Origin of the sequence: Arthrobacter psychrochitiniphilus (assembly GCF_003185915.1) — a bacterium.
Classification (GTDB): domain Bacteria; phylum Actinomycetota; class Actinomycetes; order Actinomycetales; family Micrococcaceae; genus Specibacter; species Specibacter psychrochitiniphilus.
On the sequence record NZ_QHLZ01000010.1, the window covers coordinates 1 to 23,350 of the forward strand.

Annotated in this window: 23 protein-coding genes; 12 read left to right on the top strand and 11 right to left on the bottom strand. The window is 60.7% G+C overall.

Annotation, left to right across the window (positions count from 1 at the left end; all coding sequences use genetic code 11):
* The first annotated feature begins 165 nt into the window (after window positions 1–165).
* Window positions 166–963, top strand: a complete 798-nt coding sequence (locus CVS29_RS14235) for a hypothetical protein (RefSeq protein WP_146213065.1) — start codon at window positions 166–168, stop codon at window positions 961–963.
* A 186-nt stretch (window positions 964–1,149) separates the two neighbouring features.
* Entirely contained in the window at window positions 1,150–2,427 is a 1,278-nt protein-coding gene (locus CVS29_RS14240; RefSeq protein ID WP_110107005.1) for a Y-family DNA polymerase, read from the top strand.
* Window positions 2,428–2,448: 21 nt separating this feature from the next.
* Here the strand turns inward: CVS29_RS14240 and CVS29_RS14245 are convergent, their stop codons facing one another.
* Together CVS29_RS14245 and CVS29_RS14250 are read right to left on the bottom strand one after the other, a co-directional pair.
* Complete coding sequence (locus CVS29_RS14245; RefSeq protein WP_110107006.1) at window positions 2,449–4,080, bottom strand: MFS transporter; 1,632 nt, start codon at window positions 4,078–4,080, stop codon at window positions 2,449–2,451.
* Window positions 4,077–6,254, bottom strand: a complete 2,178-nt coding sequence (locus tag CVS29_RS14250; protein ID WP_110107007.1) for an MMPL family transporter — start codon at window positions 6,252–6,254, stop codon at window positions 4,077–4,079. Before CVS29_RS14250 ends, CVS29_RS14245 begins: the two co-directional genes overlap by 4 nt.
* Before the next feature lie 248 nt (window positions 6,255–6,502).
* Between CVS29_RS14250 and CVS29_RS14255 the strand changes: the two genes are divergently transcribed.
* Together CVS29_RS14255 and CVS29_RS14260 are read left to right on the top strand one after the other, a co-directional pair.
* Complete coding sequence (locus CVS29_RS14255) at window positions 6,503–6,916, top strand: ribosomal maturation YjgA family protein (RefSeq protein ID WP_170120996.1); 414 nt, start codon at window positions 6,503–6,505, stop codon at window positions 6,914–6,916.
* 76 nt (window positions 6,917–6,992) lie between these two features.
* On the top strand, window positions 6,993–7,976 hold the full coding sequence (locus CVS29_RS14260) for an LLM class flavin-dependent oxidoreductase (protein WP_110107009.1): 984 nt from the start codon (window positions 6,993–6,995) through the stop codon (window positions 7,974–7,976).
* A gap of 48 nt (window positions 7,977–8,024) precedes the next feature.
* Here the strand turns inward: CVS29_RS14260 and CVS29_RS14265 are convergent, their stop codons facing one another.
* Window positions 8,025–9,512: an FUSC family protein gene (locus CVS29_RS14265; protein ID WP_110107010.1), complete on the bottom strand. Its 1,488-nt coding sequence runs from the start codon at window positions 9,510–9,512 to the stop codon at window positions 8,025–8,027.
* Window positions 9,513–9,585: 73 nt separating this feature from the next.
* Here CVS29_RS14265 and CVS29_RS14270 point away from each other — a divergent pair, with 73 nt between their 5' ends.
* Window positions 9,586–10,092, top strand: coding sequence for a MarR family winged helix-turn-helix transcriptional regulator (locus CVS29_RS14270; RefSeq protein WP_110107011.1), 507 nt, complete (start codon window positions 9,586–9,588; stop codon window positions 10,090–10,092).
* Window positions 10,093–10,263: 171 nt separating this feature from the next.
* On the opposite strand, the gene thiE is transcribed toward CVS29_RS14270, so the two are convergent.
* Window positions 10,264–10,941, bottom strand: coding sequence for a thiamine phosphate synthase (gene thiE, locus CVS29_RS14275; protein WP_110107012.1), 678 nt, complete (start codon window positions 10,939–10,941; stop codon window positions 10,264–10,266).
* Between the two features lie 134 nt (window positions 10,942–11,075).
* Here thiE and thiO point away from each other — a divergent pair, with 134 nt between their 5' ends.
* From thiO to CVS29_RS14295, 4 genes are read left to right on the top strand one after another with little or no spacing between them, the layout of a single operon-like run.
* Window positions 11,076–12,389 carry a glycine oxidase ThiO gene (thiO, locus tag CVS29_RS14280; RefSeq protein WP_110107091.1) on the top strand — a complete coding sequence of 438 codons (1,314 nt, stop codon included), beginning with the start codon at window positions 11,076–11,078 and terminating at the stop codon, window positions 12,387–12,389.
* A gap of 8 nt (window positions 12,390–12,397) precedes the next feature.
* Complete coding sequence (gene thiS, locus CVS29_RS14285; protein WP_110107013.1) at window positions 12,398–12,637, top strand: sulfur carrier protein ThiS; 240 nt, start codon at window positions 12,398–12,400, stop codon at window positions 12,635–12,637.
* Window positions 12,638–12,686: 49 nt separating this feature from the next.
* Window positions 12,687–13,487 carry a thiazole synthase gene (locus tag CVS29_RS14290; protein WP_110107092.1) on the top strand — a complete coding sequence of 267 codons (801 nt, stop codon included), beginning with the start codon at window positions 12,687–12,689 and terminating at the stop codon, window positions 13,485–13,487.
* A 20-nt stretch (window positions 13,488–13,507) separates the two neighbouring features.
* Window positions 13,508–13,855: a 4a-hydroxytetrahydrobiopterin dehydratase gene (locus CVS29_RS14295; protein WP_110107014.1), complete on the top strand. Its 348-nt coding sequence runs from the start codon at window positions 13,508–13,510 to the stop codon at window positions 13,853–13,855.
* Window positions 13,856–13,937: 82 nt separating this feature from the next.
* On the opposite strand, the gene CVS29_RS14300 is transcribed toward CVS29_RS14295, so the two are convergent.
* From CVS29_RS14300 to CVS29_RS14325, 6 genes are all read right to left on the bottom strand, one after another.
* Window positions 13,938–14,243, bottom strand: coding sequence for a hypothetical protein (locus CVS29_RS14300; protein ID WP_110107015.1), 306 nt, complete (start codon window positions 14,241–14,243; stop codon window positions 13,938–13,940).
* Between the two features lie 47 nt (window positions 14,244–14,290).
* Window positions 14,291–14,515 (bottom strand): DUF3107 domain-containing protein, encoded by a 225-nt coding sequence (locus tag CVS29_RS14305; protein WP_110107016.1) that lies wholly within the window; start codon window positions 14,513–14,515, stop codon window positions 14,291–14,293.
* Window positions 14,516–14,578: 63 nt separating this feature from the next.
* On the bottom strand, window positions 14,579–15,217 hold the full coding sequence (locus tag CVS29_RS14310) for a TetR/AcrR family transcriptional regulator (protein ID WP_110107093.1): 639 nt from the start codon (window positions 15,215–15,217) through the stop codon (window positions 14,579–14,581).
* Between the two features lie 257 nt (window positions 15,218–15,474).
* Window positions 15,475–16,275, bottom strand: coding sequence for a MetQ/NlpA family ABC transporter substrate-binding protein (locus CVS29_RS14315; protein ID WP_110107017.1), 801 nt, complete (start codon window positions 16,273–16,275; stop codon window positions 15,475–15,477).
* A gap of 103 nt (window positions 16,276–16,378) precedes the next feature.
* Entirely contained in the window at window positions 16,379–17,080 is a 702-nt protein-coding gene (locus tag CVS29_RS14320; protein ID WP_110107018.1) for a methionine ABC transporter permease, read from the bottom strand.
* A complete protein-coding gene (locus tag CVS29_RS14325; RefSeq protein ID WP_110107019.1) occupies window positions 17,074–18,057 on the bottom strand; it encodes a methionine ABC transporter ATP-binding protein in 984 nt (327 codons plus the stop codon). The genes CVS29_RS14320 and CVS29_RS14325 overlap by 7 nt, the downstream gene beginning before the upstream one ends.
* A gap of 375 nt (window positions 18,058–18,432) precedes the next feature.
* Here CVS29_RS14325 and moeB point away from each other — a divergent pair, with 375 nt between their 5' ends.
* On the top strand, window positions 18,433–19,626 hold the full coding sequence (moeB, locus tag CVS29_RS14330) for a molybdopterin-synthase adenylyltransferase MoeB (RefSeq protein WP_110107020.1): 1,194 nt from the start codon (window positions 18,433–18,435) through the stop codon (window positions 19,624–19,626).
* Window positions 19,627–19,727: 101 nt separating this feature from the next.
* Complete coding sequence (locus CVS29_RS14335) at window positions 19,728–20,714, top strand: SDR family NAD(P)-dependent oxidoreductase (protein ID WP_110107021.1); 987 nt, start codon at window positions 19,728–19,730, stop codon at window positions 20,712–20,714.
* Window positions 20,715–20,728: 14 nt separating this feature from the next.
* On the opposite strand, the gene CVS29_RS14340 is transcribed toward CVS29_RS14335, so the two are convergent.
* Window positions 20,729–22,111 carry a glutamyl-tRNA reductase gene (locus tag CVS29_RS14340; protein ID WP_110107022.1) on the bottom strand — a complete coding sequence of 461 codons (1,383 nt, stop codon included), beginning with the start codon at window positions 22,109–22,111 and terminating at the stop codon, window positions 20,729–20,731.
* Between the two features lie 163 nt (window positions 22,112–22,274).
* Between CVS29_RS14340 and hemE the strand changes: the two genes are divergently transcribed.
* Window positions 22,275–23,330 (top strand): uroporphyrinogen decarboxylase, encoded by a 1,056-nt coding sequence (hemE, locus tag CVS29_RS14345; RefSeq protein WP_110107023.1) that lies wholly within the window; start codon window positions 22,275–22,277, stop codon window positions 23,328–23,330.
* Window positions 23,331–23,350 lie beyond the last annotated feature (20 nt).

The following is a 23,350-nucleotide window of genomic DNA, read 5'->3' on the forward strand; positions in this document are numbered from 1 at the left end:
CAGCCTGATCCTCAAATACGCAATCAAAACCAAGGCGCCGGCTCTCATCAATTAAATCGTGATATCAGGAGCCCTGGTACCGGCGCTTTGACCCTCCTTGTTCCTCTACTTTCAGTGCTAAAAAATAAGCTCCCGAGGACGCTTCGATGGGTAGTGGCCAGCCTCATGGCAGCATTCCTGTCCCTGATTCTGGCTGGGCTGGTGATGACATCTGGGCAGATCTTTGGATCCTTGCCGGCTGCTGCACTGCTTTTGCTGGCAATCATAAAAGCTCAGCGCTCACAGCAGGGTGTGCAGCCGGGGAAGTTGCCGGGCGCAGGCCTGAGCCAGCCTCCGTACCCAGTGAAGGTGCCGTACCCAGTGAAGGCGCCGAGCCATTCTGGAGGCACCAAATCTGGCTTCAATAATACTGGCTTCATTAAAATCAGCGCAGTGGCTCTCTTCTCTTTGGTACTAGGAATGACCTGTGCTGCTTTTGCGCTCACCGGCAGCAACTGGGGCGCGGGAGTGGGGGATGCCAACCGCGCCATGAACCTTGGGCTGGCCGCAGGAGCCCTTGCTACGCTGCCGGTAGTGGTTTTGAGTGCAGTAATGCTCCTGCCGCGATTTGGTGCCGTGATGTGGTTCTCCGCTGGTTTGGCCTGCGTGGCACTCCTAGTTGTAGCGGTGGCTCAACTCCTTGGTGCCGAGCACTCGCTGCAGTGGCCGTTGATTCTTGCTGCGGCGGTGATGGTGGGCTTTGCGCTTGCCGTGCCGCTGGGGCGCTGGATTTCCGGAAGTCTGACTCTGAGGGTTGCCGCCCTAGGCGGCCTTGGTCTGGCCTGCTCTTTGTTGGGAATTTATCTGGTCACCGCGGCCGCCTTCGTGGCGCCGTGGGGTGCTGCGGTACTGCTCTTTTACTCACTGCGGCGCCTCGCCCACCGGAAGCCACGGGTGGGCCCGCATCTGGTGAGCCAACACTAGGCTTGCGGCCGTGACTTGCTGCCGTGGGCTAGTGACTCTATGCTCAATCCATGGCAATTTCCCCAACGCTTCCCGAACTCAGGTTCGAATTAAGTGGCGGCTTACAGTTCTTGGAGCGTAGCCACTGCGGACTTCAGACCCTTGTTTTATGTGGGTTCGTTGCTTCGGTGAAGCACCAGTGAAGTCATGAGTAACGCGCGCATCGCCTTGGTGGACGTGAACAACTTCTACGTCTCCTGTGAGCGGGTCTTTGACCCAAGGCTGGAAGGGCGCCCCGTCGTGGTGCTTTCCAACAATGATGGCTGTGTTGTGGCACGCTCGGCTGAAGCCAAAGTGCTGGGCATCGCCACTGGCGCGCCGTGGTTTCAGATTCAGGGGCAGGCCAAGGCTTGGGGACTGGTGGCCCGCTCGAGTAACTATGAGTTGTATGGAGATTTGAGCGCCAGGGTCATGGAAGTGGTGGGGCGCTTTGGTACGTGGCAGGAGGTGTACTCCATCGATGAGTCCTTTATTGGGCTGATGGGGGACCCCGCCCAACTACAGGCCGCAGGGCGCGATATTCGTGCCGCCGTTATGCGCCATGTTGGGGTTCCGGTGTGCGTTGGTGTGGCCTCGACGAAGACGTTGGCGAAGTTTGCGAACCGGATTGCAAAGCAAAACGCCGGCCTGGACGGGGTGTGCGCGCTGGAGTCGATGCCGGGGGATCACGTTGCGGGCATCCAGGCGCGCGTGCCGGCGTCGGGCCTGTGGGGTGTGGGGGAGAGGACTTCCTCGAGGCTTAAGCTCATGGGCATTGAATCCATCGCCGATCTCAAGGCTGCGGACCCTGCCCTGATTCGCAAGAAATTCTCCGTTGTGCTGCAGCGAACAGTGCTCGAACTCAATGGCACTCAATGTATTCCCCATGTTGAGGAACGCGTAGATAAACAGCAAATCATGTTCTCGCGCAGCTTCTCCCAGCCGGTCACCACGGTGGAAGGCATGGAGGAGGTCATGGCGGTTTACGCTCAGCGTGGCGCGGCCCGGCTCAACGAGGAGGGGATGCGGGCCTCAGCCATGACGGTTACCGCCGGCACTAGCCGCTTTGCGGCGGGTGAGGGGAGTTTTCCCGCCGTGACCGTTCGATTCGACAGGCCAACCAGTGACCCCATCACTTTTGTCCGTGCAGCCGTTGCCGCCATCCGCCACCATGCCGTTGCAGGCGCGTCCTACCTGCGTGCAGGGGTCTTGTTTAGTGGGCTGGAACCGGCGTCCGGCACGGAGGTGCTGGATATTTTCAGCACCGAGGCCAGCCAAGCAGACGTTGGTGGGGTCCTAGGAAACGTACGGAACAAGTTCGGCAGCGCCGCCATTGGCCTGGGGATCGGAGGGTTCGCCCAGGCCCCTCAATGGTCCATGAAGCGTGAACATTCCTCACCCCGCTACACCACGGAGTGGAAGGAACTGCCCGTGGTGCGGGCATAGCCGTCCCCACATTCTCCGCGGTCAGGTTTCTTGCGGGAGCTTTCCTGCCTCCCCTTTTTGTGCTTCCTCCACTTCGTCTGGGCGCACCTCGCCGGACAAGCGGAAGGTAGCTAGCAGCCCGAGGACTAAAAATCCCGAAGCTGCGAAGGCCGAGTACCGGGTACCGTCGCTGAACGCCGCGCGCGCGGCATCGGCCACCTGAGGATCCTTGGCCGCCAGGCCAGGGATGGCCCCACCAGCACTGACTACCACCGTGTCCACGATTTGGGTGCGGGCTGACTCCGGAAGCAGGGGAGTCTCATCGGCGAGCCGGGCATTCAAAGACGTGCCTACGGAAGTGAAAAGAATGGTCCCGAGAATGGCTATCCCCAGAGCTGAACCAATCTGGCGGGCGGTGCTGGCAGTTCCGGAACCTTGGCCGCTTTTATTCACGGGAACGTCCTTGAGTACCACTCCTGTCAGCTGTGCCGTGGCCAGACCCACACCGAACCCGTAGACAAAGAGGAACGGGATAATGCTCAGCCATGTCGAATTAGCGGAGATGACGAGCCCCAACCCGGCCACGCCAAGAATTTCAGCCACAATGCCAACCCGCACAATAGCGACGGCGGTGATCTTATCGAGCACCACGCTGGAAAGGCCGCTAGCGGCAAAGGAGCCAATGGCAAGAGCCAAGAGGACCAGCCCGGTCTGTAGTGCGTTGTAGCCGATGACGTTCTGCAGCCACAACGGCAGCGAGAGGATGATCCCGAATTCCCCGAGGGAGACAATCATGGCGGCGATGTTTCCGTTACGGAAGGACGGGATGCGGAACAGCGCAAAGGCCAGCAGAGTTGTTTTACCGGCACGTTGGCGGTGGAGGCCCCAGAGAACAAAACCCACACCTGATGCCACAGTGATGGCGAACGCCACAGGGATGGGGGAGAGCGCGAACGGCCATATCCATGTGCCAAAGGTGGGTGCTTTGCCGGGATGAAGGAGCCACCAGCCGTAGCTTCTTCCTTCGATCAAGCCAAAGACCAAGGATGCGCTGGCTAAGACGGAGAGCACCGCGCCGATTACATCGATGCGCCGAGGATCAGCAGAGTCCTTTGACTCAGCTACGCAGAGCAGAACGCCCGCAATGATAATCACGGCCAAGGGCACGTTGATTCCAAAGGCCCACCGCCACGAATAGTACGTGGTCAGCCAGCCTCCCAACAATGGGCCCACTGCCACCATGCCGCCAATGGTTGAGCCCCACACCGCGAAGGCGATGCCACGTTCCCGTCCTTGGAAGGTGGCATTGATCAGTGACAAGGTGGTGGGCAGAACCATGGCACCGCCAACGCCTTGGATGATCCGGGCAACAATGAGCAGATCCCCCGACGGTGCCAGTGCCGCGAAGACTGAAGCGGCGGCGAAGATTACCACTCCCACCAGGAGCGTCCGGCGGCGACCATAACGGTCCGCAAGAGTCCCAAAGACCAACAACAAGGCAGCAAAGACCAGAGTGTAGCTCTCTTGAACCCACTGGACCTGGGTTGATGAGATGCCAAGATCACGAACTATGGACGGGATGGCCACGTTCACGATGGTGGAATCAACAATGATCAACGCAACCGCAATGCTAATGAAAACTAGGCCCGCCCAGCGGCGGCGAATGCTTGTCATCGAATTTCCCCGTTCAGAGGCTGATGGGAGAGTTTGGACGGCCACCAAATAGCGCGGCCAATGTCATAGGAGAGAGCCGGCACCAGCAGTGAACGCACAATCACCGTATCTAGGAGCACACCGAACGCGACGATGAAGGCAATCTGTGCCAGGAACAGGATCGGAATCACCGCCAAGGCAGCAAAGGTTGCAGCCAACACCACCCCGGCCGAGGTGATGACGCTGCCCGTCATGCCCAAGCCCCGTAGAATTCCCGGCCTGGTACCAATCCGTAGCGACTCCTCCCGGACCCGCGTCATGAGGAAGATGTTGTAGTCCACTCCCAGCGCCACCAAGAATACAAAACCGAACAAGGGCACGGCCGCATCAGCTCCGGAGAAATGGAACACGTGATTGAAGACCACCGCCGAGACGCCCAATGCCGCCACGTAGGAGATGACAACGCTGGCCACCAGCAACACGGGAGCCACGATGGAGCGCAGCAACAACATCAGGATGAGGAGGATGACCAGCAGGACGATCGGGATAATTTTGACCAAGTCACTTTGCGCTGTGGTGTTTGTGTCCAAGGCTATGGCAGTCACTCCACCAACCAGGACTCCTTGATCTACGGCCGGAAGGTCTTGACGAAGGGAGCGCACCACTTGTTCTGCCGCCTGTGAATCTGGCTCCGAGCTGAGCACTGCATTGATGATCACTTTGCCCTCTCGCACCACAGGCGCGGCGTCAGTGCCGGGGCGAACATTTCCAACATAAATTGATGCCGAGCTGATTCCTTGCGTAGCCGTAGCGGCCGCCAGCACTGCCTCAGCCTTGCCCTGATCGGCCACCACCACCACAGGGCTGCCGGAGCCACTGGGGAAGTGTTGGGCGGATACTTTCTGACCGTCTACTGCTTGAGACGCAGTCAGAATAACTTCGCTTTGCGGGACACCATTGGCCTGCAGTTGCACTATGCCCGCACCGCAGGCGAGCAGAACCAGAAGCGCGATGGCCCAAGTGGCCCTGGGCCGATGCGAAATCAGTGTCCCCACCCTCTTCCACAGTCCGGTAATACCCTCAAGGCCGTGAACAGTGGGGGCAGCGGTGCTGTGGGCCTGTGCATGCAGTGAATCAACCTTGGGACGGAACGGCCAGAAGGCGGCACGTCCAAACAGTACGAGAAGGACCGGCAGAAGAGTCAGAGAAGAAAGTAGCGCGAACACGATCCCGATTGCAGCGATAGGGCCCAAACTCTTGTTGGAGTTCAGGTCTGAGAACAGCAAACAAAGCAGGGCGATGATCACTGTTGCTCCGGAAGCGGCAATCGGTTCCCATGCTGCGCGCCACGCCCGATTAATCGCGGCCCATTTCGATTCGACGTGGTGCAAAGACTCCCTGAACCTTGCCACGAGAAGCAATGAATAGTCCGTGGCAGCACCAATGACCAGGATGGAGAGAATGCCTTGGCTTTGCCCGCTGAGCTTGATCCACCCCCAACTAGCGAATGCGTAGACAAAGAGGATCGCGGCAGACAAGGCAAAAATCGAGGTCAACAGGACCAAGAACGGCAACACAATTGAGCGGTATACCAGCAGCAGGATCAAGAAAACAGCTCCTGCTGCTACCAGGAGCAGAATGCCGTCAATGCCGCCGAAGGCATTGACCAGGTCTGCGGTGAGACCAGCCGGGCCGGTCACGTAAGCGGCCAAGGAGGGCGATGCTGCCGTTGCCGCTACAGCGCGAAGGTCACTAACAACGGTATTGACGTCATTTGTATCGCTGATAGGAACAATGAATTGAACCGCTTTGCCGTCTTTGGACGGGATGGGTCCTGTGACAGAACTAGTGGCCGGGGATACGGGTATCTGAACGCCCTTTACCGCGGCAAACTTCGGTGCCAACGTAGAGAGATCGGCTAGTTGGGCAGGGCTGAGTGCTGAATCAGAGGCGAAGACAATAAGAGCGGGAATGGCCTGAGAATCCGTAAATTTCTGTTGCCAAGTATTGACCTCAGTGGACTCGGCGCTCGCAGGCAGGAACGCTGCCTGATCGTTACTGGAGACCGAGGACAGTTTTCCAAAGGTTGGCCCGCCAAAGCTCGCAGCGCCGAGCCAAATGATGAGCAACACTGCGGGGAGAAGGATCCTCAGCCAACGTGCGGGGTGCCAATCGCGGCGATTTTCAGTGATCATAGCGGAGTCAAACCCTCTCCGGAGGCGGTGTTGAAAAGATAGTTCGGAGAACCACTCGATTGCTAGTTTATCTAATAAGTAGTCTGGTTAGCCATATCTAGGTGAAAAAAATATGTTACTTCCGCCTATGAGTAACACTCGAAGTGCCGTCCCGTAGGCTCGGGGAATGCCCTTGCCTCAGCCACCCCCGGTCCCCGCATAAAAATTCATCCTCCTTAGCGCCAGTTCCACCCAGGCCGTTGCGGTCAGTGGATAAGCGCAGGTTAGTGGGGAGGCGCGCCGGCCTTGCCGCCGCAGCCGCTGCCACCGTGGTGGTGGGGCTGGCTGTGCATTTTTTGATCGCAGGCGATCTGGCATCTTTGGTGGCCGATGCTCTGTACACCGTTCTGATCTATCTTTTAGTGGGCTTCATCTTCCCGGCGGCCCGGCAGTACTGGCTTGCAGTGGCGGCTTTCGCCTTCAGTGCCATGATTGAACTGTCCCAGCTCACCGGGATCCCGCAGCAGCTAGCGCAGAGCTTTCCACCCTCGCGGCTGCTCTTTGGAACCACCTTCTCAGCGCTGGATCTGGTGGCTTATGCACTGGGCGCCATGGCGGTCTGCGCTGCTGACGTCTTGGCGTCCCGCCGAGCAGTCCGTGCCAGAGCTGTGGTGGATGCGTGAGAGCGGCCACGCTGGGAAATATCCCGGGGAGAGTTGAGGTTGGCGCTAGGGAGACCCTCGTTGAAAGGCATCACCCATGACACTGCCCGTATCCATCCTTGACCTCGCCCACATCGGCGAGGAAGGCATCCGCGAAAGCTTCCGTGCATCCGTGGCGTTGGCACAAAAGGCCGAAGGCTGGGGGTACAAGCGGATTTGGTTTGCCGAACACCACAACATGCCTTCCATTGCTTCCTCGGCCACAAGCGTGTTGATCGCCCATGTGGCTGCCCATACCAAAACCATTCGCCTCGGCGCCGGCGGCATCATGCTGCCCAATCACTCGCCGCTGCAGATCGCAGAACAGTTCGGCACGCTGGAAACCTTGCACCCGGGACGGATTGATCTTGGCCTGGGGCGGGCTCCCGGCAGCGACCAGAACACCATGCGCGCACTTCGCCGCGACCCGTCCGCGGCAGACACCTTCCCGCAGGACGTGCAGGAACTGCAGGCCTACTTTGAGGGTCAAACGCGGATCTCCGGCGTTAACGCCTACCCAGGCAAGGACACGCACGTGCCGCTGTACATTCTGGGTTCCTCACTCTTTGGTGCGCGGCTGGCCGCTGCCTTGGGGTTGCCGTACTCCTTTGCATCGCACTTTGCGCCGCAGGCCTTGGAAGACGCTGTGCGGATCTACCGCCGCGAATTCAAGCCATCCGCCGCGCTGGCCGAGCCGTACGTGATTATCGGCGTGAATGCGATTCTCGCAGACACCCAAGAGGAGGCCGACGCGCTGCAGCTGACCGCCCGGCGCCGCCGCGTGGGTGCCTTGGTTGGCGGCGGGCGCACCTTCACTGACGCCGAATCAGACCTGTTGCTGGAATCGCCCGCGGGCCAGCAGGTGGAGAACATGATGCGCTACTCCGCGGTGGGAACAACTGATGTGGCACGCGCTTACCTGGACGAATTTGCCGTGAAGTCTGGTGCCGACGAGCTGATCGTGGCCACCCAGATCACCGACCGTGCCGCCTGGATTCGCAGCTTTGAACTGCTGGCACAGGCCATGGAACTGGGCAGCTGAGAAAACTTCTGTATTGAACGGGAGCGGTGGGCTCTGGAGTGGAGCATCTCAGGGGACCTTCGGCAGGTGGTGGTGGTCTGCCAGTGGAATACTCACGGCGGCCACCAGCACTCCGATCACCACGCCCACCAGGGTATCGGCAACCCGGCTGAAGGCGGCCGCCGGGCCCAGGTGCGAGCCCAGCCCTGTTATGATCAGCGCCATCGGGGTCACCGCAATGGTGGTCAGCGTGTAGTTCTTCATCACCAGCAGCTCAGCCAACACCTGGAACACAATAACCAGCGCCACCGACGGCCAAAAACTCAGCGACAGCGAGAGCAGCGCTATCGCAAGCACGGCCCCAATGACATTTCCCAGCAACCGCTGGATGCCGCGCTGCACCGTGTGGCCGTAGTTCAGGCCCTGCAGCGCTGCCACGGCACCCATGGATGCCCACAGCGGATGGTCAAGGCCAAGCCCGACGGCGGCCCACCCGGAAAGTGCCGATGCGCCGGCCATGCGCAGGGCCTGGCTGGTGCTGGCTCTGGAACGCAGGCCCGCACCGGCAGTGCGCCAGAAATTACGGGGCTCCTGCGGCCCAGTGGCAGGGGAGCTGACCGGCCTCGCCCCGGCCGAGGGCTTTCCACGTAGGGTGCGCAACTGGTGTTCGTACCCCCAGAGCCTTTGTAAGGCCAGGGCCAGCGACTTGCTGCTGGCATGGCCCACCGTGGCAATGACGGATTCAACCTCGTTCAGAATGAGGTTCAACGCTTCTGCGTCTTGGCGGCGCTGCCGGGCCCGGACGGTTGCGGGCCGGACGGAGCCGGAGCCGCTGCCGAAGCTACTGCCCGCGCTCAGCGCCACCGATTCCCGGGCCCCGCGCACGGCGGCGCGGGCGGCACCAAGGTGGGTGCCGCCGTGGGACGCGTCTGCGGGGAACTGCGTGGCCAGGCGCACCACGGCCGTGATGGACCGGGCCACGGCAAGGCGGGCCGGCCCTAGCGGGTTCACCAGAACAGGGGCCATTGCGGCGAGCCACCCCACGGCGGCGCCGATCCCCAATGCAGCCACGATGGGGGCAACTCCGACCAGGCTATTCGCGTAGGCGGCGCCGGCAGCGGCGGCAAAGACCATGATGACGGCGCCCGGGCCGGTGATCCGGAAGGCGGCAAAGATGTGAGAGGCCAGGCCAGCAATGAGCGATAGCACAGCGATTTGCGCCGCCATGGGGACGCCCATGGCACCGAGCAGTGCGCCGATTCCGACCGTGACCAGCATTGCTGCAGCCACGATTCCCAGCATGGGAGCCAACCGGCGGTAGGGCTGGTAGCGGCCGAAGGCGCTGGTCAGTGCGCCCAAAGTGGCCACCCCGGCCAGTTGTTGCTGGCCCATAAGCCCGCCGGCAACCAAGACCAGGCTCGCCGCAATGCCCACCTTGATGGCCGGGGCAAAGATGGCGTCGGCCGGGTGGATGGCAAGGGACTTGTACCAGGTGCGGGGAGCCACAGAGTGGGCCAGGGCCGTGCCACAGTGGCGAAGCCGGGAGGTCATGATCATCTTTCCATTCTACAATCTATTTTACTAGTAAAATAGATGTGAATGATGTGAGAGTAGTCTCTAGACTGGATCCATGAGTGTACATGCAGAGTCGGGTGACTTCGTTGACAGGGCGCGGAAGGGCTGGGCACAAGTGCGGCCGGACCTGGATGTGGCCAGTATTGAGGTGATGGGGCGGATTGCCAGGATTGGTGCCTTGGCTAACCACCGCGCGGAGCGTCATTTGGTTCACGAAGGGCTGACCCGGGCAGAGTTCGATGTCCTGTGCACCCTGGCCCGCAGCGGTGCCCCCTTGCGTGCCAGCGAGGTGACTGTTGCAACCATGCTCAGCGGCGCCTCCACCACTAAGAATGCCGACCGGCTCGCCAAGCGTGGACTGATCGAGCGCCTCCCCTGGGAGCATGACGGCAGGGTGGTGCTCCTGCGGTTGACGGTTCAGGGGCAGGAGTTGGTGGATCGGGAATTTCCGCGCTTTCTGGAGCGGGACCGGCAGATGCTCTCCGGTCTGAGCGCGAGCGAACAGGCAAAGCTGGCCACGCTGCTGCGTAAAGTCGCCTTGGCCGCAGAGTCTTCCAGCTAGGCCTCGTAACGCCACGCCTCGTTGCGCCACCATCGGATTGTGTCCTCCGCGGCAGTAGCCAACCCGGGCCGGTAGCGTCCATTGCCGGGCACAGCTGCGCACCAGCCACACTCACCGACCCGTATTCCTAGCCAAAGGGGCTGGCAATTCTCGCAATTCTTGTGGCGCGAATTAGCCCAGCGCAGGCAGCCGGGATAGCAGGGCCTGGGCGGCCGCCGTCGGATCTTGTGCTTCGGTGATGGCGCGGACAACAACAATCCGGGACGCGCCCGCCGCCACCACCTGCTCCACATTGGACAGCTCAACCCCGCCAATGGCGAACCACGGCTTGGTGGTGTTCAGCGATGCGGCGTGCTCCACCAGGGAAAGCCCGACGGCGGCCCGGCCCGGCTTGGTGGGGGTGGCCCAGAGAGGTCCCACACAGAAGTAGTCGGCGTCGGGATGCTTCGCGGCTGCCGAAACCTGGGCGGGGTCGTGGCTGGAAAGGCCCATCGAGACCGGCCCCAGAAGTGTGCGGGCGGCAGGCAGCGGCAAATCCTTTTGACCAATGTGGAACACGGGTGCGCCACTGAGCGAAGCGATGTCCGCCCGGTCATTGACAGCCCACAACTTGCCGCATTCCTGTGCAACAGAACGCAACACGGCCAGCAATTCAAGCTCTTCTGCTGCCTCAATGGTTTTATCGCGCAGCTGGATAATATCAACACCGCCAGCAAAGGCGGCCCGCAGAAAATCGGCAAAATCCCCCTGTTTGGCGCGGGAATCCGTGCACAAATACAGTTGGGCGCTCTGGATCGAGGCAACGGTGTGGGCGGGGGCGCCGTCATGGATGGCAGAAATAGGGCTCATGTCTCATAGACTAGTGCAGTACCGCGGGAGCCAGTGAAGCTGGCTGAGAGGGCGCCTAATGCGCCGACCGAAATACGCCCCCAGCGGGCGTGGAACCTGATCCGGGTCATGCCGGCGTAGGGAAGGAAGGCATTGTGGCCGATATTTTAAGCACCGACGTAGCCGTCATTGGCGGCGGCATAGTGGGCCTGGGCATCGCTTGGGAAGCCCAACGCGCGGGCCACACCGTCACAGTGATTGATCCTGCCCCCGCCACTGGCGCAACCTTTGCCGCCGCCGGTATGCTGGCCCCGGTCAGCGAACTCCATTACCAAGAAGAAGAACTACTGGAGCTGACACTCGCCTCGGCCGCACGCTGGTCCGAGTTCGTGGCTTCGCTGCCTGTTGGGCTGAGTGCCGCTGTGGCGGACGCTGCGGCAGGGACTGGCTTCAACGTTTCGCCCACCTTGGTTCTGGGCGGGGACCCGGCGGATCGGCAAGCGCTGGCTGACCTGCACGAGGTTCAAAAACAGTATGGGCTGGACTCGGAACAGCTTTCCATCCGCGAGGCCCGGGCCCTGGAACCACTCGTCGGCCCACACATCTCCTGCGCCTACCTGATGAAACAGGACCACCAAGTTGACCCGCGTGCCATGGCCACCGCGCTTCGCATGGCACTGGAAAACGCTTCAGGGGCCCGGGGCGCCGTCTCAGAAGGCACCGAAACAAACGTGCCGGCACCAGCGTTCGTGGCGGAGACCGCCGTCGGACTTCTCCACAAGGATCCGGCGGATAGCCACTCGTGTGTGACCGGAGTGCTGCTAGCTGACGGGCGCGAAATCCACGCCAAGGAAGTGGTGGTGGCCAATGCCCTTGGCGCCCCGCAACTGGCCGGCCTGCCCGAGGGGCTGAAGCTGCCGGTTCGTCCAGTGTATGGGGACGTTTTGCGGCTGCGCGTGCCGGAGCATCTGCTCCCGCTGACCACCGCCACCATCCGTGGGCTGGTGCGCGGGGTGCCTGTCTACATTGTGCCGCGCGAAGACGGCACCGTAGTGATTGGGGCAACAAGCCGCGAAGACGCCAACGCCGGTGTCAGTGCCGGGGGAGTACACCAGCTACTGCGCGATGCCCAGGTGTTGCTGCCCGCGGTGGCCGAGCTTGAACTGCTCGAATGCACCGCCCGTGCCCGTCCCGGAACCCCTGACAACGCCCCGCTGCTGGGACGGGTTTTGGGAGCAACCGGGCGGGACATCACCGGTCTCATCATTGCCACGGGCTTCTTCCGGCACGGTGTGTTGCTGACCCCCATCGCCGCGCTGATAGTGCGCCAGCTGTTGGGGGACATCACGGACCTGGCCTGGACACATTTCCGCCCCGACCGTTTTTCTCCATCAGTCACCGCTGGCACCGCCAGCACCGCCGGCCCAACCTCGATACCGCTTGCCAGCACCGCCGGCCCCACCGCGTAGGAGTAACCATGTTCACCATCCAACTCAATGGCACCACGGAAACCCACCCCGCCGGGACCACAGTTGCGGACCTTGTCACGGCCACCACAGGCAGGGCGCTGCTCTCCTCGGGACAGGCTGCCGACGGCGGCCGGCTCGGTGTTGCCGTTGCCCGCAACTCAGGCATTGTGCCTCGCAGCCAATGGTCCGCCACTGCCGTGGAACACGAGGACGAACTTGAAATTGTCACCGCAGTACAGGGTGGCTAAGATCCCCGCCAACACATCATTGACCGTCCGAGACCGAAAAGTGAATGCCATGACCGAAACACTGACCCGCACCGATTCCCTGGTAATTGACGGGATTGCGCTGAACTCCCGGCTCATTATGGGCACCGGAGGTGCTCCGAGCCTGTCCGGACTCGGTGCCGCACTCATCGCCTCCGGCACCGAGCTGACCACCGTGGCCATGCGCCGCTACTCGGTGGATGAGGCAGCGGGAGGTGGCACCAATTTGTTCCAGTTGCTGCTCGAGAACAACATTCGCATTCTGCCGAACACGGCCGGCTGCTTTACGGCCCGTGAAGCTGTGATGACAGCGGAACTGGGGCGTGAGGCGCTGGATACCGACTGGGTGAAATTGGAGGTCATCGCTGACGAGCACACCTTGCTGCCCGACGCCCTTGAACTTGCCGATGCCACCGAGCAGCTTGTCAACCGTGGCTTCAAGGTGTTCGCCTACACCAATGACGACCCGGTTCTGGCGCTGCGGTTGGAGCAGCTTGGTGCCACCGCCGTCATGCCGCTGGGCGCCCCCATTGGTACAGGCCTGGGCATCTTGAACCCGCACAATATTGAATTGATTGTTTCCCGCGCGTCCGTTCCCGTGGTGCTCGACGCCGGAATTGGCACCGCCTCCGATGCCTCCCTTGCCATGGAGCTGGGCTGTGACGCCGTCCTATTGGCCACGGCAGTCACCCGTGCCCAAAATCCGCTTGTCATGGCCGAAGCCTTCAAACACGCCGTGATCGGTGGAAGACTGGCAGCACAGGGTGGCCGCATTCCCAAGAGGGCCCACGCCTTGGCTTCCTCGGCCATGGATGGCCGCCCTGACCTGTAGAACTAGATAAGGAGCCTGCCATGGCGGCCGCAGATGATGTGTTGACCCGGACCCAGATCGATGCTGAACTGGCAACCCTGCCTCAGTGGCGATACGCCGGTGAGCTGCGCTGCGTGCTGAAGTGCCCGACGTCGGCCGGGGCCTTGGAGTTGTTCGCCGCCATTGGGGCGCTCGCCCAGGAAGCCAACCATCACCCGGATGTGGACTGGCGCTATGACACCTTATTTATTGCCACCAGCTCCCATGATGCGGGAGGGCAGATCACGGCACGGGACATTACCTTGGCCAGAGCCATTTCCGCAGCGGCCGTGGCAGCCGGTGCAGAAGCTGCAACGGAAACAAAAACTGATCCCGATCCCGCCTTTTGAAACCGAAATATCGGGCTCCAAAGGCGGGATCGGGATCATTTCCCGGACAGTTCAGCTTTAGCGTGGTACAGCCGCCGGGCTGTTAGTGCATTTGCAAAATTGCGGTGTTGCGCTCCACTTGATGCTGGTGGCGGGCACGGCCTACAAAACCGGCGGTGGCCCAGGCGGCCGCTCCGCCCACCAGCATGGAAAGAATCCAAGGCATCCAAGCGGTGGCGCTGTCATTATTTAGCCCCACAGCCATGGTGAGGATCCAGACCAAGAGAGAGGCAGCCACGGCGGCACCGGCGGGGAGCACTGCCCCGAACATGGCGCGGTGTTTGTCCACAGCCCAGGCAATAGCGCCGAAAGCGGCGGCGGTGAGGGCAATAATGACCAGGGCAACCATGAATGTTTCCGTCTCTACGAGCTGTGGATCAGTGACAAAAAAGGGTTCTAGAGTGCGCCGAAGCCTACGCCGCGAGCCTTCTCGCCACCCAGTTCAACGTATCCCAGCGCGTTGCCCGGAACAATGATCATCCGGCCCTTTTCGTCTTTAAGACGCAGCTCGGAGCCCTTGGCCAGAGCTTCGGAGACCTGGTTGGCGACGTCGTCCGCACTCTGATCGGATTCAAGGATGATTTCACGGTTGATGTTTTGGATGCCGATCTTGATTTCCACAGCTGTCTCCTTGGTGCACACGTACTTTTAGATGGATATTACAACCACTCTAGGGGCAGCTTGTCAGGATTCCTTGGGGAATCGGCTAATTCCGCGCCAAGCTAAACGGTAAACCAGATCACTGGCCACATCCAGATCAAGGTCGCCGCTTTCTTCGAGCCAGTACCGTGCGCTGACCTGGGCCATACCCGCCAACGCCCGGCCCAGCAGAGCTGCCTCAACAGGGGGCAACTTAGTATCCTCGGCAATGACAGCACCAATCGCGTCGGCGTAGTTGGCATTGAACGCCTCCAGTCGGGCAGCTACCTCGGGATCGTTTACAAGATCGGATTCAAAGACCAACCGGTGAGCCTGATCGTCGTTGGCCATGAATTCAAAGTAAGCCTTCATGGTGGCCTGAACCCGCAATTTGTTATCGGAGGTGGAATTCAAGGCAGCCACCAGCATTTTTGTCAGAGCATCCAAATGGCTCTCCAACAGTGCCAAATACAATTCCCGCTTGCTGGGGAAATGTTGGTACAGGACAGGCTTGCTGACCTTGGCGGTTTCGGCAATTTCATCCATGGCGGCACCGTGATAGCCATGGTTGACAAACACCTCCAGCGCAGAGGTCAGCAGTTGTGCTCTGCGCTCATCACGCGGCATGCGGCTCGACTGCGTCTTCGGCGCGGGGCTATTCTTCGCGGCTGGATTCAAAGTCATGATGGCTGCCTTTCCCTCCGATGCCCGTGGCTGGTGCATGGGGCGGTTCGTGTCATTCTACCGGCCGGTAATCAGCCATAGGGCGCAGACTTGGCCGGATTACTCGGGCTAATTATGGGTAGGGGCCGAGCAGGCATGGCGTGGGACCAGGAATACTGCCTGGATCTGAGCCACATCTTCATAGGGCCCCCACAAAAAGAAAAGGGGCCGCCGGTGAGGGCGGCCCCTGGGTGCGCCTGAATCAGGTGCACAGAAACTTATGATGCGGGGATGACAAGACCCTTGAACTCGGTTTTGAGGAAGTCCCTCATATCCTGTGAGGTAAGCATCGTGAAGAGCTTCTGCACGCGGGGATCATCCTTCATCTCCGCCTTTACCGCCAGCACATTGTAGAAGGCGCTGTCCTCTCCCTCCACCAAGAGCTGCTTGTCTGCGCTCAGGCCTGCAGGCAGTGCGAAGGCCAACGTGACGATCGCCGCGTCCTTGTCATTGAGGGCCTGCGGGAGGCTGGCGTTCTCAATCTCGGTGAACTTGAAGTTCTTGGGGTTCGCGGTGATGTCCTTGAGCGTGATGGGGTTCTCTTTGACCTCAATCAAGCCCTTGGACGCCAACAGCAGCAAGGCACGGCCTTCATTGGTGGGGTCATTGGGGACGGCGATGGATGCGCCGTCGGGCAGTTCGCTCAGTGTGGCAATGTCATTGGAGTAGAGGGCCATCGGGGGCAGGTACACCTTTCCGACACTGACCAGGTCCTTGCCGGAGGCCTTGTTGTAGGTCTCCATGAAGGTGGTGTTCTGGAACAAGTTGGCGTCAATGTCACCGTCACTGAGGGCAGCATTGGGGGTGTTGTAGTCGCTGAATTCCTTGTAGTCCACGCTCAGCCCATCCTTCGGGGCCAGTTCTTTGGACACGTACTTGAGCATGTCGCCGGCAGGAACAGCAAGAGCCCCGACCTTGATGGTGTCAGCGGCTGACTCGGAGCCCGCGCCGCAAGCGGTGAGGGAGAGGATAGCGGCTACGCCAACCGCGGCGGCTTTGAGCATTGTGGAACGGATCATGTCAATTCTTTTCTTAGAGGTGTTTGCATGGACGGACTCTCCCGCGACATGCACTTTTTGACGGTTCGGGGATTGAAGCTAAAGGAACGGACGGGCGCGTTTCTTAGCGGTGTGAAAGACGCCGCGCGGCAAAGTTGCCCAGGGATTGAAATAGCTGCACCAGCAAGATCAAGAGGATGACCACGGCAAACATGTATTCAGGGCTATAGCGCTGGTAGCCGTACCGGAAGGCCACATCGCCCAGACCGCCACCGCCCACGGCGCCCACCATGGCCGAATAGCCGATGAGCCCCACAATGGTGGTGGACAGCCCCAATGCAATGGCGGGCACGGCCTCGGCCACCATGACTTTGGAAAGAATGGTCCAGCGGGTGGCACCCAGTGATTCGGCGGCCTCGACCAGCCCAATAGGTACCTCACGGATGCCGATTTCCACCAACCGGGCGAAGAACGGGATGCCGGCAATGGTCAGTGGAACAATGGCTGCCGTGGGGCCAATGAAGGAGCCCACAATCAACCGGGTGAACGGAATCAGCAGGATCATCAAGATGATGAAGGGGATGGAGCGGCCTATGTTAACCAGCAGGTCCAGCACCTTGTTGATGATGATTCCCCAGGCGCGGCTGCCGAAGGGTTTGGCAAGGAGACCGCCAGCTTCGGTGGTCACCAGGACAACTCCGGCACCCAGGCCAAAAATCACGGTGAAAAGCAGGCTGATGCCCACCGTGTACAACGTTTCACCAGTGCCCTGCAGAACCGTCTCGAAGAGGTCACTCCAAAAGGACGGGTCATTGCGGTCTAGCATCCGATTACCTCCACAAAAAGTCCTTGATTGCGCAGATCTTCGATGGCTGCGGTGACGATTTCCCGTTGGCCGGGAAGTTCCAGCCGGGTTCTGCCCGTTTGGCGCCCGTGGATGGTTTCAATGGCGGCACCTAAGATACCCACGTCAATGCCATGTGTTCTGGCCAGCTGTGCAATGACGGGGCGGTCTGCAGTAACACCGTTGAAGGTGATCTCAATGATGGTGTTTCCGTTCTTGGGAATCTCACCAAGTTGGAAAAGAGCCTGCCCCAGCAGGGACTTTTTGGTGGTGAGCAACCCCTCAACAGTGCCTTGCTCCAAGATCCTGCCCTGGCTCATGACAGCAGCGGAATCACAGATTCTCTTCACTACATCCATCTCATGAGTGATCAGCATGACGGTCAATCCCAGTTCCCGGCTAAGTTCACGAATCAGATCCAAGATCTGCCGTGTGGTCTCAGGATCCAATGCTGACGTTGCTTCATCGCTGAGGAGCACTGATGGTTTGGAGGCAAGTGCGCGGGCTATTCCTACCCGTTGTTTCTGGCCGCCGGAAAGTTGGGCAGGGTAGGCTGCGGCTTTGCCCTCTAGCCCCACGAGTTCCAGGATTTCCGCTACACGCTTGCGGCGTGCGCCCCGGTCCATGCCGGTGATCTCCAAGGAGAGTTCCACATTGGATTGGACAGTCCTGCTGCTCAACAAGTTGAAATGTTGGAATATCATGCCGATGTTGTGGCGGGCCGAGCGCAGCGCGGCACCCTTAAGGCGGCTGATATCCGCCCCGTCAACAGTGACCGTGCCGCTATCGGGGCGTTCTAGAGAATTGATGGTCCTGATGAGGGTGCTCTTGCCGGCACCGCTTTGACCAACGACGCCGAAAATCTCGCCCTTGGCGATGTTCAACGAGACATTCTCGAGTGCATGGACGGCAGTATCCCCTGAGCCGTAGCTCTTGCTGACCCGGTCAACTGAAATCATGGTGCTCCTGTTCCCGCTGGTAGTTTTCGGCATGTCCCACAGGCGCGCACAGACGGCACACCGCAGAAAATTCTCCCAAATGCCAGTCATCGGAGTAAAATCAGAACTATCGAGGCCTCAGGATAGAAATGGCGGCACTTAGTTCATTCAAAAGAGCGGCATTGACGCAGCCAGGTCCATCCTCACCAGCAATGTCCGGATTTTCATCGGCCAGATGGCAGCCGCCCTGCGATGAGATCTTGCTCACACACATGTGCGGGTTTATATTCAATGTTTATTCACCAAGCGGTTCCTTCGCATACCGCCCACGCCAACCCCCGCCCGCGCCAACCCCTGGGGTGGCGGCTGGGGCAGGCACACCTTAGATTGTTAGCTATGGTTTCCTTGATCCAGCCCTTACTCGCGAGCACCTCAACTTCTGCACCACTCTTGCCGCCTCTTGTGGAGCCCGGCCCGCCCTTGGCTGCGCAGGAGCTGGAACGGTATTCCCGCCACGCATTGATTCCCGAAATTGGGTTGACGGGACAGCGCCGCCTCCGCAACGCACGTGTGCTGGTCATTGGAGCCGGCGGGCTGGGATCGCCAGCCCTGTTGTACCTGGCGGCGGCAGGGGTAGGCACGTTGGGCATCATTGATGATGACACCGTGGAATTGAGCAATCTGCAGCGTCAGGTGATCCACGGGGTGGGGGACATTGGCCGCTCCAAGCTGGAGTCTGCCCGCGATTCCATCGTGGAGTTGAACCCCGGAATCAATGTTCGCCTGCACCCTGTCCGGCTGGATTCTTCCAACGCCCTGGAACTCTTCGCCGACTATGACATCATCTTGGACGGCGCGGACAACTTCGCCACCCGGTACCTGGTCAACGATGCCGCCGCCATCCTAGGCAAACCGTATGTGTGGGGTTCCATCCTGCGCTTCGATGGCCAGGTCAGCGTCTTCTGGGACAAGTTCGGCCCCAACTACCGTGACCTTTACCCCGAGCCGCCAGCCCCCGGCACTGTGCCATCCTGCGCGGAAGGCGGCGTTTTTGGCATGCTGTGCGCCTCGATTGGGGCCATGATGGTCACCGAAGCGGTCAAACTGATCACCGGCATTGGCCAGAGCCTTTTGGGCCGGCTCCTGATTTTCGATGCGCTCACCTCCCGCTGGCGTGAAATCCGCATTGCCAAGGACCCCGCAGCGGTCCCCATCACGGAACTCATTGACTATGAGATTTTCTGCGGCCTGCTTCCAGAGGTGAAGAACGACGCCGATCTCATCTTCGCTGATCATCTTGCCGAACGTTTGGCCAACCGAGAGCAAGGCAAAGACGACTTTGTGCTGGTGGACGTGCGTGAGCCAGTTGAGTTTGAGATCTCCCGCATCCCCGGCTCAGTATTGATTCCGCTGGCGGGTATTCGCGACGGCTCCGCGCTGGATAAATTGCCGCAGGAGATTCCCCTGATTGTGCATTGCAAGGCCGGCGCCCGCTCGGCCCAAGCGTTGGCGAGCCTGCGCGCGGCCGGGTTTGCCGACGTCGTACATCTTGATGGGGGGATTGATGCCTGGACCCGTTCCGGGCACTAATGCCTTGGTGGCCGGAGACAAACCGGGCGTACAGGAGTAAATTGCCCCTCAAAGAGTTCTTCCCAAAAGAACACTTCCGCACGCAGGTCAAGGGGCACCATATGAATCATCTTCAGCATCAGCCAACGCCGCAAGCTCCCATTGGGTCAGGCTTTAATCATCACACCACGGCAGCCATGGTGGTGGAAGGCATGGACCTCTCGGGGTGCGCGGCCATTGTCACCGGCGGGTATTCAGGACTGGGGCTGGAGACCGTCCGGGCCCTAGCCGGGGCAGGGGTTAGCGTGAGTGTTCCGGCCCGCCGCCCCGATCACGCTCGCGGCGTGTTTGCCGCATCTGATCTTGGCGGTGTGGAGGTGTTCGAGCTGGATTTGGGTGACCTCAGCAGTGTCCAGAACTTCACCAACACATACCTGAAATCGGGCGCCGGGTTGGACATCCTCATCAATAACGCGGCTATCATGGCGTGCCCGGAAACACGCGTGGGGCCCGGGTGGGAGGCGCAATTCGCCACGAATCATCTGGGTCACTTTGCCCTTGTCAATGGGCTCTGGCCGCTGCTATCCGATGGTGGGGCGCGGGTGGTGGCGCTGTCCTCCACCGGGCACAAACGCTCCGGCATTCACTTTGAAGATCCCCAATTTACACAGGGGTACGAGAAATGGGAGGCCTACGGAGCGTCCAAAACAGCCAATAGCCTTTTTGCCGTGCAGCTTGACGCGTTCGGGGCGGACCATGGCGTGCGGGCGTTTGCCGTCAATCCCGGAGGGATCATGACGGGGCTCCAACGTCACCTGCGCCAGGAAGAAATGGTGGCGGCCGGGTGGATGGATGAGGCTGGCAAGGTCCGTGCAGGCTTCAAAACTCCTGAGCAGGGCGCCGCAACCTCGGTATGGGCAGCCACGGCGCCAATGCTGGATGGCAAGGGCGGGGTGTACTGCGAGGATTGTGACGTGGCCAGACCCACCGATCCGCAGTCAGAGTTTGCACGCTTTGCCGGTGTGGACGCCTATGCGGTTGACCCGGAGCAGGCCCGGAGGCTGTGGGAGCTCTCGGCGGAGCTGACAGGCATCAACGCATTCCGGTAAGAGGTGGGGCTACCTTAGGCCGTTTCTTCGCGCAGCGGGAGGACCGGAAAGGACTCTTGTGCCGGGGAAGCTGTTTCCACGGCCTGACCAATATCCTGCGCTGACGGACGCAAACCGTAGAGGGCATCCAATGCTGCCAAATAGCTTTCAGCATCCCCCGCTGCGGCCAATTCCTTGGCGCGGACCGTAGGCACATGCAAGAGCTGCTTGACCATGCGGCGCATGGCAAATTCAACCTCGGCTGTTGCTGCGGTGCAGCCGTGCTGTTTGCGGACCTTGGCCAGCTCGTCATCGAGCACGCCCAAGGTATGCCGGCGCAGCGCAACAATGGCGTGGTCCAGGGATCGCGAATTTTGGGCCTGCGCAAACTTGGTGGTGGCCTCCGCCACCAACGCCGAGGCTTGGGTCAGGGTTGATTCCTGTTCCGCCGGGGCCGCTTGGCGCACTGTTTCAAGAGTGAGCAAGTCCACACCCGGCAGATCAGCCACATCCGGGGTGAAATCGTGACTCAAGGCCAGGTCTATGACGGTCAGCTGCGGGGAATCCGCGGTGCGAAGCTGTGCCAACTCCGCCGTGCTGATTTGCTCCCCGGATCCGCTGCAACCTACCAAGAGGGAAGCGTGCATCAGTGCGTGGGGTAGGGACTGGCTGTCAAGGGCCGTGCCGCCGCGTGAGGCGGTGAATGTCTCGGCCCGGCCGGAGGAGGAGTACACGGAAATGTCAGTGCAGCCACGCTCCAGCAACTGGGCCATGGCGGCTCCGGCATAGGCGCCTGTGCCAAAAAGTACCGCTGAGGAACCGGCAAGGGACCCTGAAGCTGAGGGAGCGTTGGCCAACACGCCGGCCGAAGGTGAGGGAGCGTCTTGTAGTTCGGCGGCCAGATCTAACGCAACAGAAACTACTGACATGCCGCGGCGCCCCAGTGCCGTCTGCGCGCCAACGTCCTTGGCAGTTTTGGCAGCAGCTTGAAAAAGCCTGACTAGCGGCGGCGTGGTGAGCCCCAGATCCTGGGCGGTGCCCAGAGCGCGGCGCACTTGACCGGCAATCTCACGTTCGCCCACTACAGCGGATTCCAGACCCGTACTCACGGCAAAGAGGTGCCGGACCACAGCATCACCTTGCAAGGTGGCCAAAGCCCCCGAGACGTGCACTATTGACAGGCCGCTATGGCGGCTAATAGTTTCAATGGCTGTACTGCGGGCCGCGTCTACGGCGTCGGAACTGCTTGCCTGAACGTAAAGCTCATACCGGTTGCAGGTGGCCAAAGTGATGAGCCCGGCCACGGCATTGTTGGCTGCGCAGAGCTCAGCGCTGGCCGCCGCGGCCCCGGCGCTGAGGCGGGCAACGGTTTCCAAATCGATGTCTGTGTGCGAAGCAACTAATGAAAAGAGAACCACAATTTCACAATGGTAGACCCCCAAGCTGAGTTTTTATGCACAAGATGCACATAAGCGTCACTAAGAATATGTGAGCCTTGCCACCGGTGGGTCGGGGGCGGAAACCTCTGCGGTGACAGTTTGTGCACAAACTACGCCCAGAATGGCTCGGTAGGGTGGTGCCATGACACTGAGCCCAAGCCACCCCCTGATGGATGGCCGCACCGCAAATTCCCCCTTGATCACGGCTTACCGGGGTGGCACACCTAGCCGCCGTCCCGTTTGGTTTATGCGCCAGGCCGGGCGCTCACTGCCCGAGTACCGGGAGTTGCGGGTGGGTACCACCATGCTGGAATCCTGTCTCAAGCCAGCCATGGCAGCTGAAATTACGTTGCAGCCGGTCCGGCGCCATGACGTGGACGCCGCCATCTTTTTCTCCGACATTGTCATTCCGCTCAAACTGGCCGGAGTGGGTGTTGATATTGTTCCCGGCGTAGGCCCGGTGCTGGAAAAGCCCATCCGCACCGCGGCGGACATTGCGGCACTGCCCGAGCTCACGGATGCGGCGCTGGACCCCATTCGCGAAGCCGTTGCTTTGACGGTGGCAGAGCTAGGTAGCACCCCGCTCATTGGTTTCGCCGGCGCCCCGTTCACTGTGGCCGCCTACATGGTGGAAGGCCGCCCTTCACGGGATCATCTGGGCCCGCGCACCATGATGCACGCCGAGCCTCACCTGTGGGCCGAACTTATGAATTGGGCTGCCGACGCCTCAGGCAAATTCCTGCGTGCGCAAATCGAGGCCGGTGCCAGCGCAGGCCAGCTTTTTGATTCCTGGGCGGGGTCGCTGGGACTGGCCGATTACACCGAACACGTGGCCCCGGCGTCGTCCCGGGCCCTGGATCATGTCCGTGACTTGGGGGTGCCGCTGATTCACTTTGGCACAGGAACCAGTGAACTTCTCGGCGCCATGCATGATGTGGGCGTGGATGTCATGGGTGTGGACTACCGGCTGCCACTGGATGAGGCCAACCGCAGGCTCGGCGGAAAGGTGCCACTGCAAGGCAACATTGACCCGGCGTTGCTCAGTGCCCCGTGGGAGGTCCTCGAGGCACACGTGCGCGAAGTTGTTGCCGCTGGCGCCCATGCGCCCTCGCATGTGGTGAACTTGGGTCATGGGGTGCCGCCTGAGACGGATCCGGCTGTTCTGAGCCGTCTCGTGGAACTTGTGCACTCTATTTAGCACTGACGTACCAGCAAAAA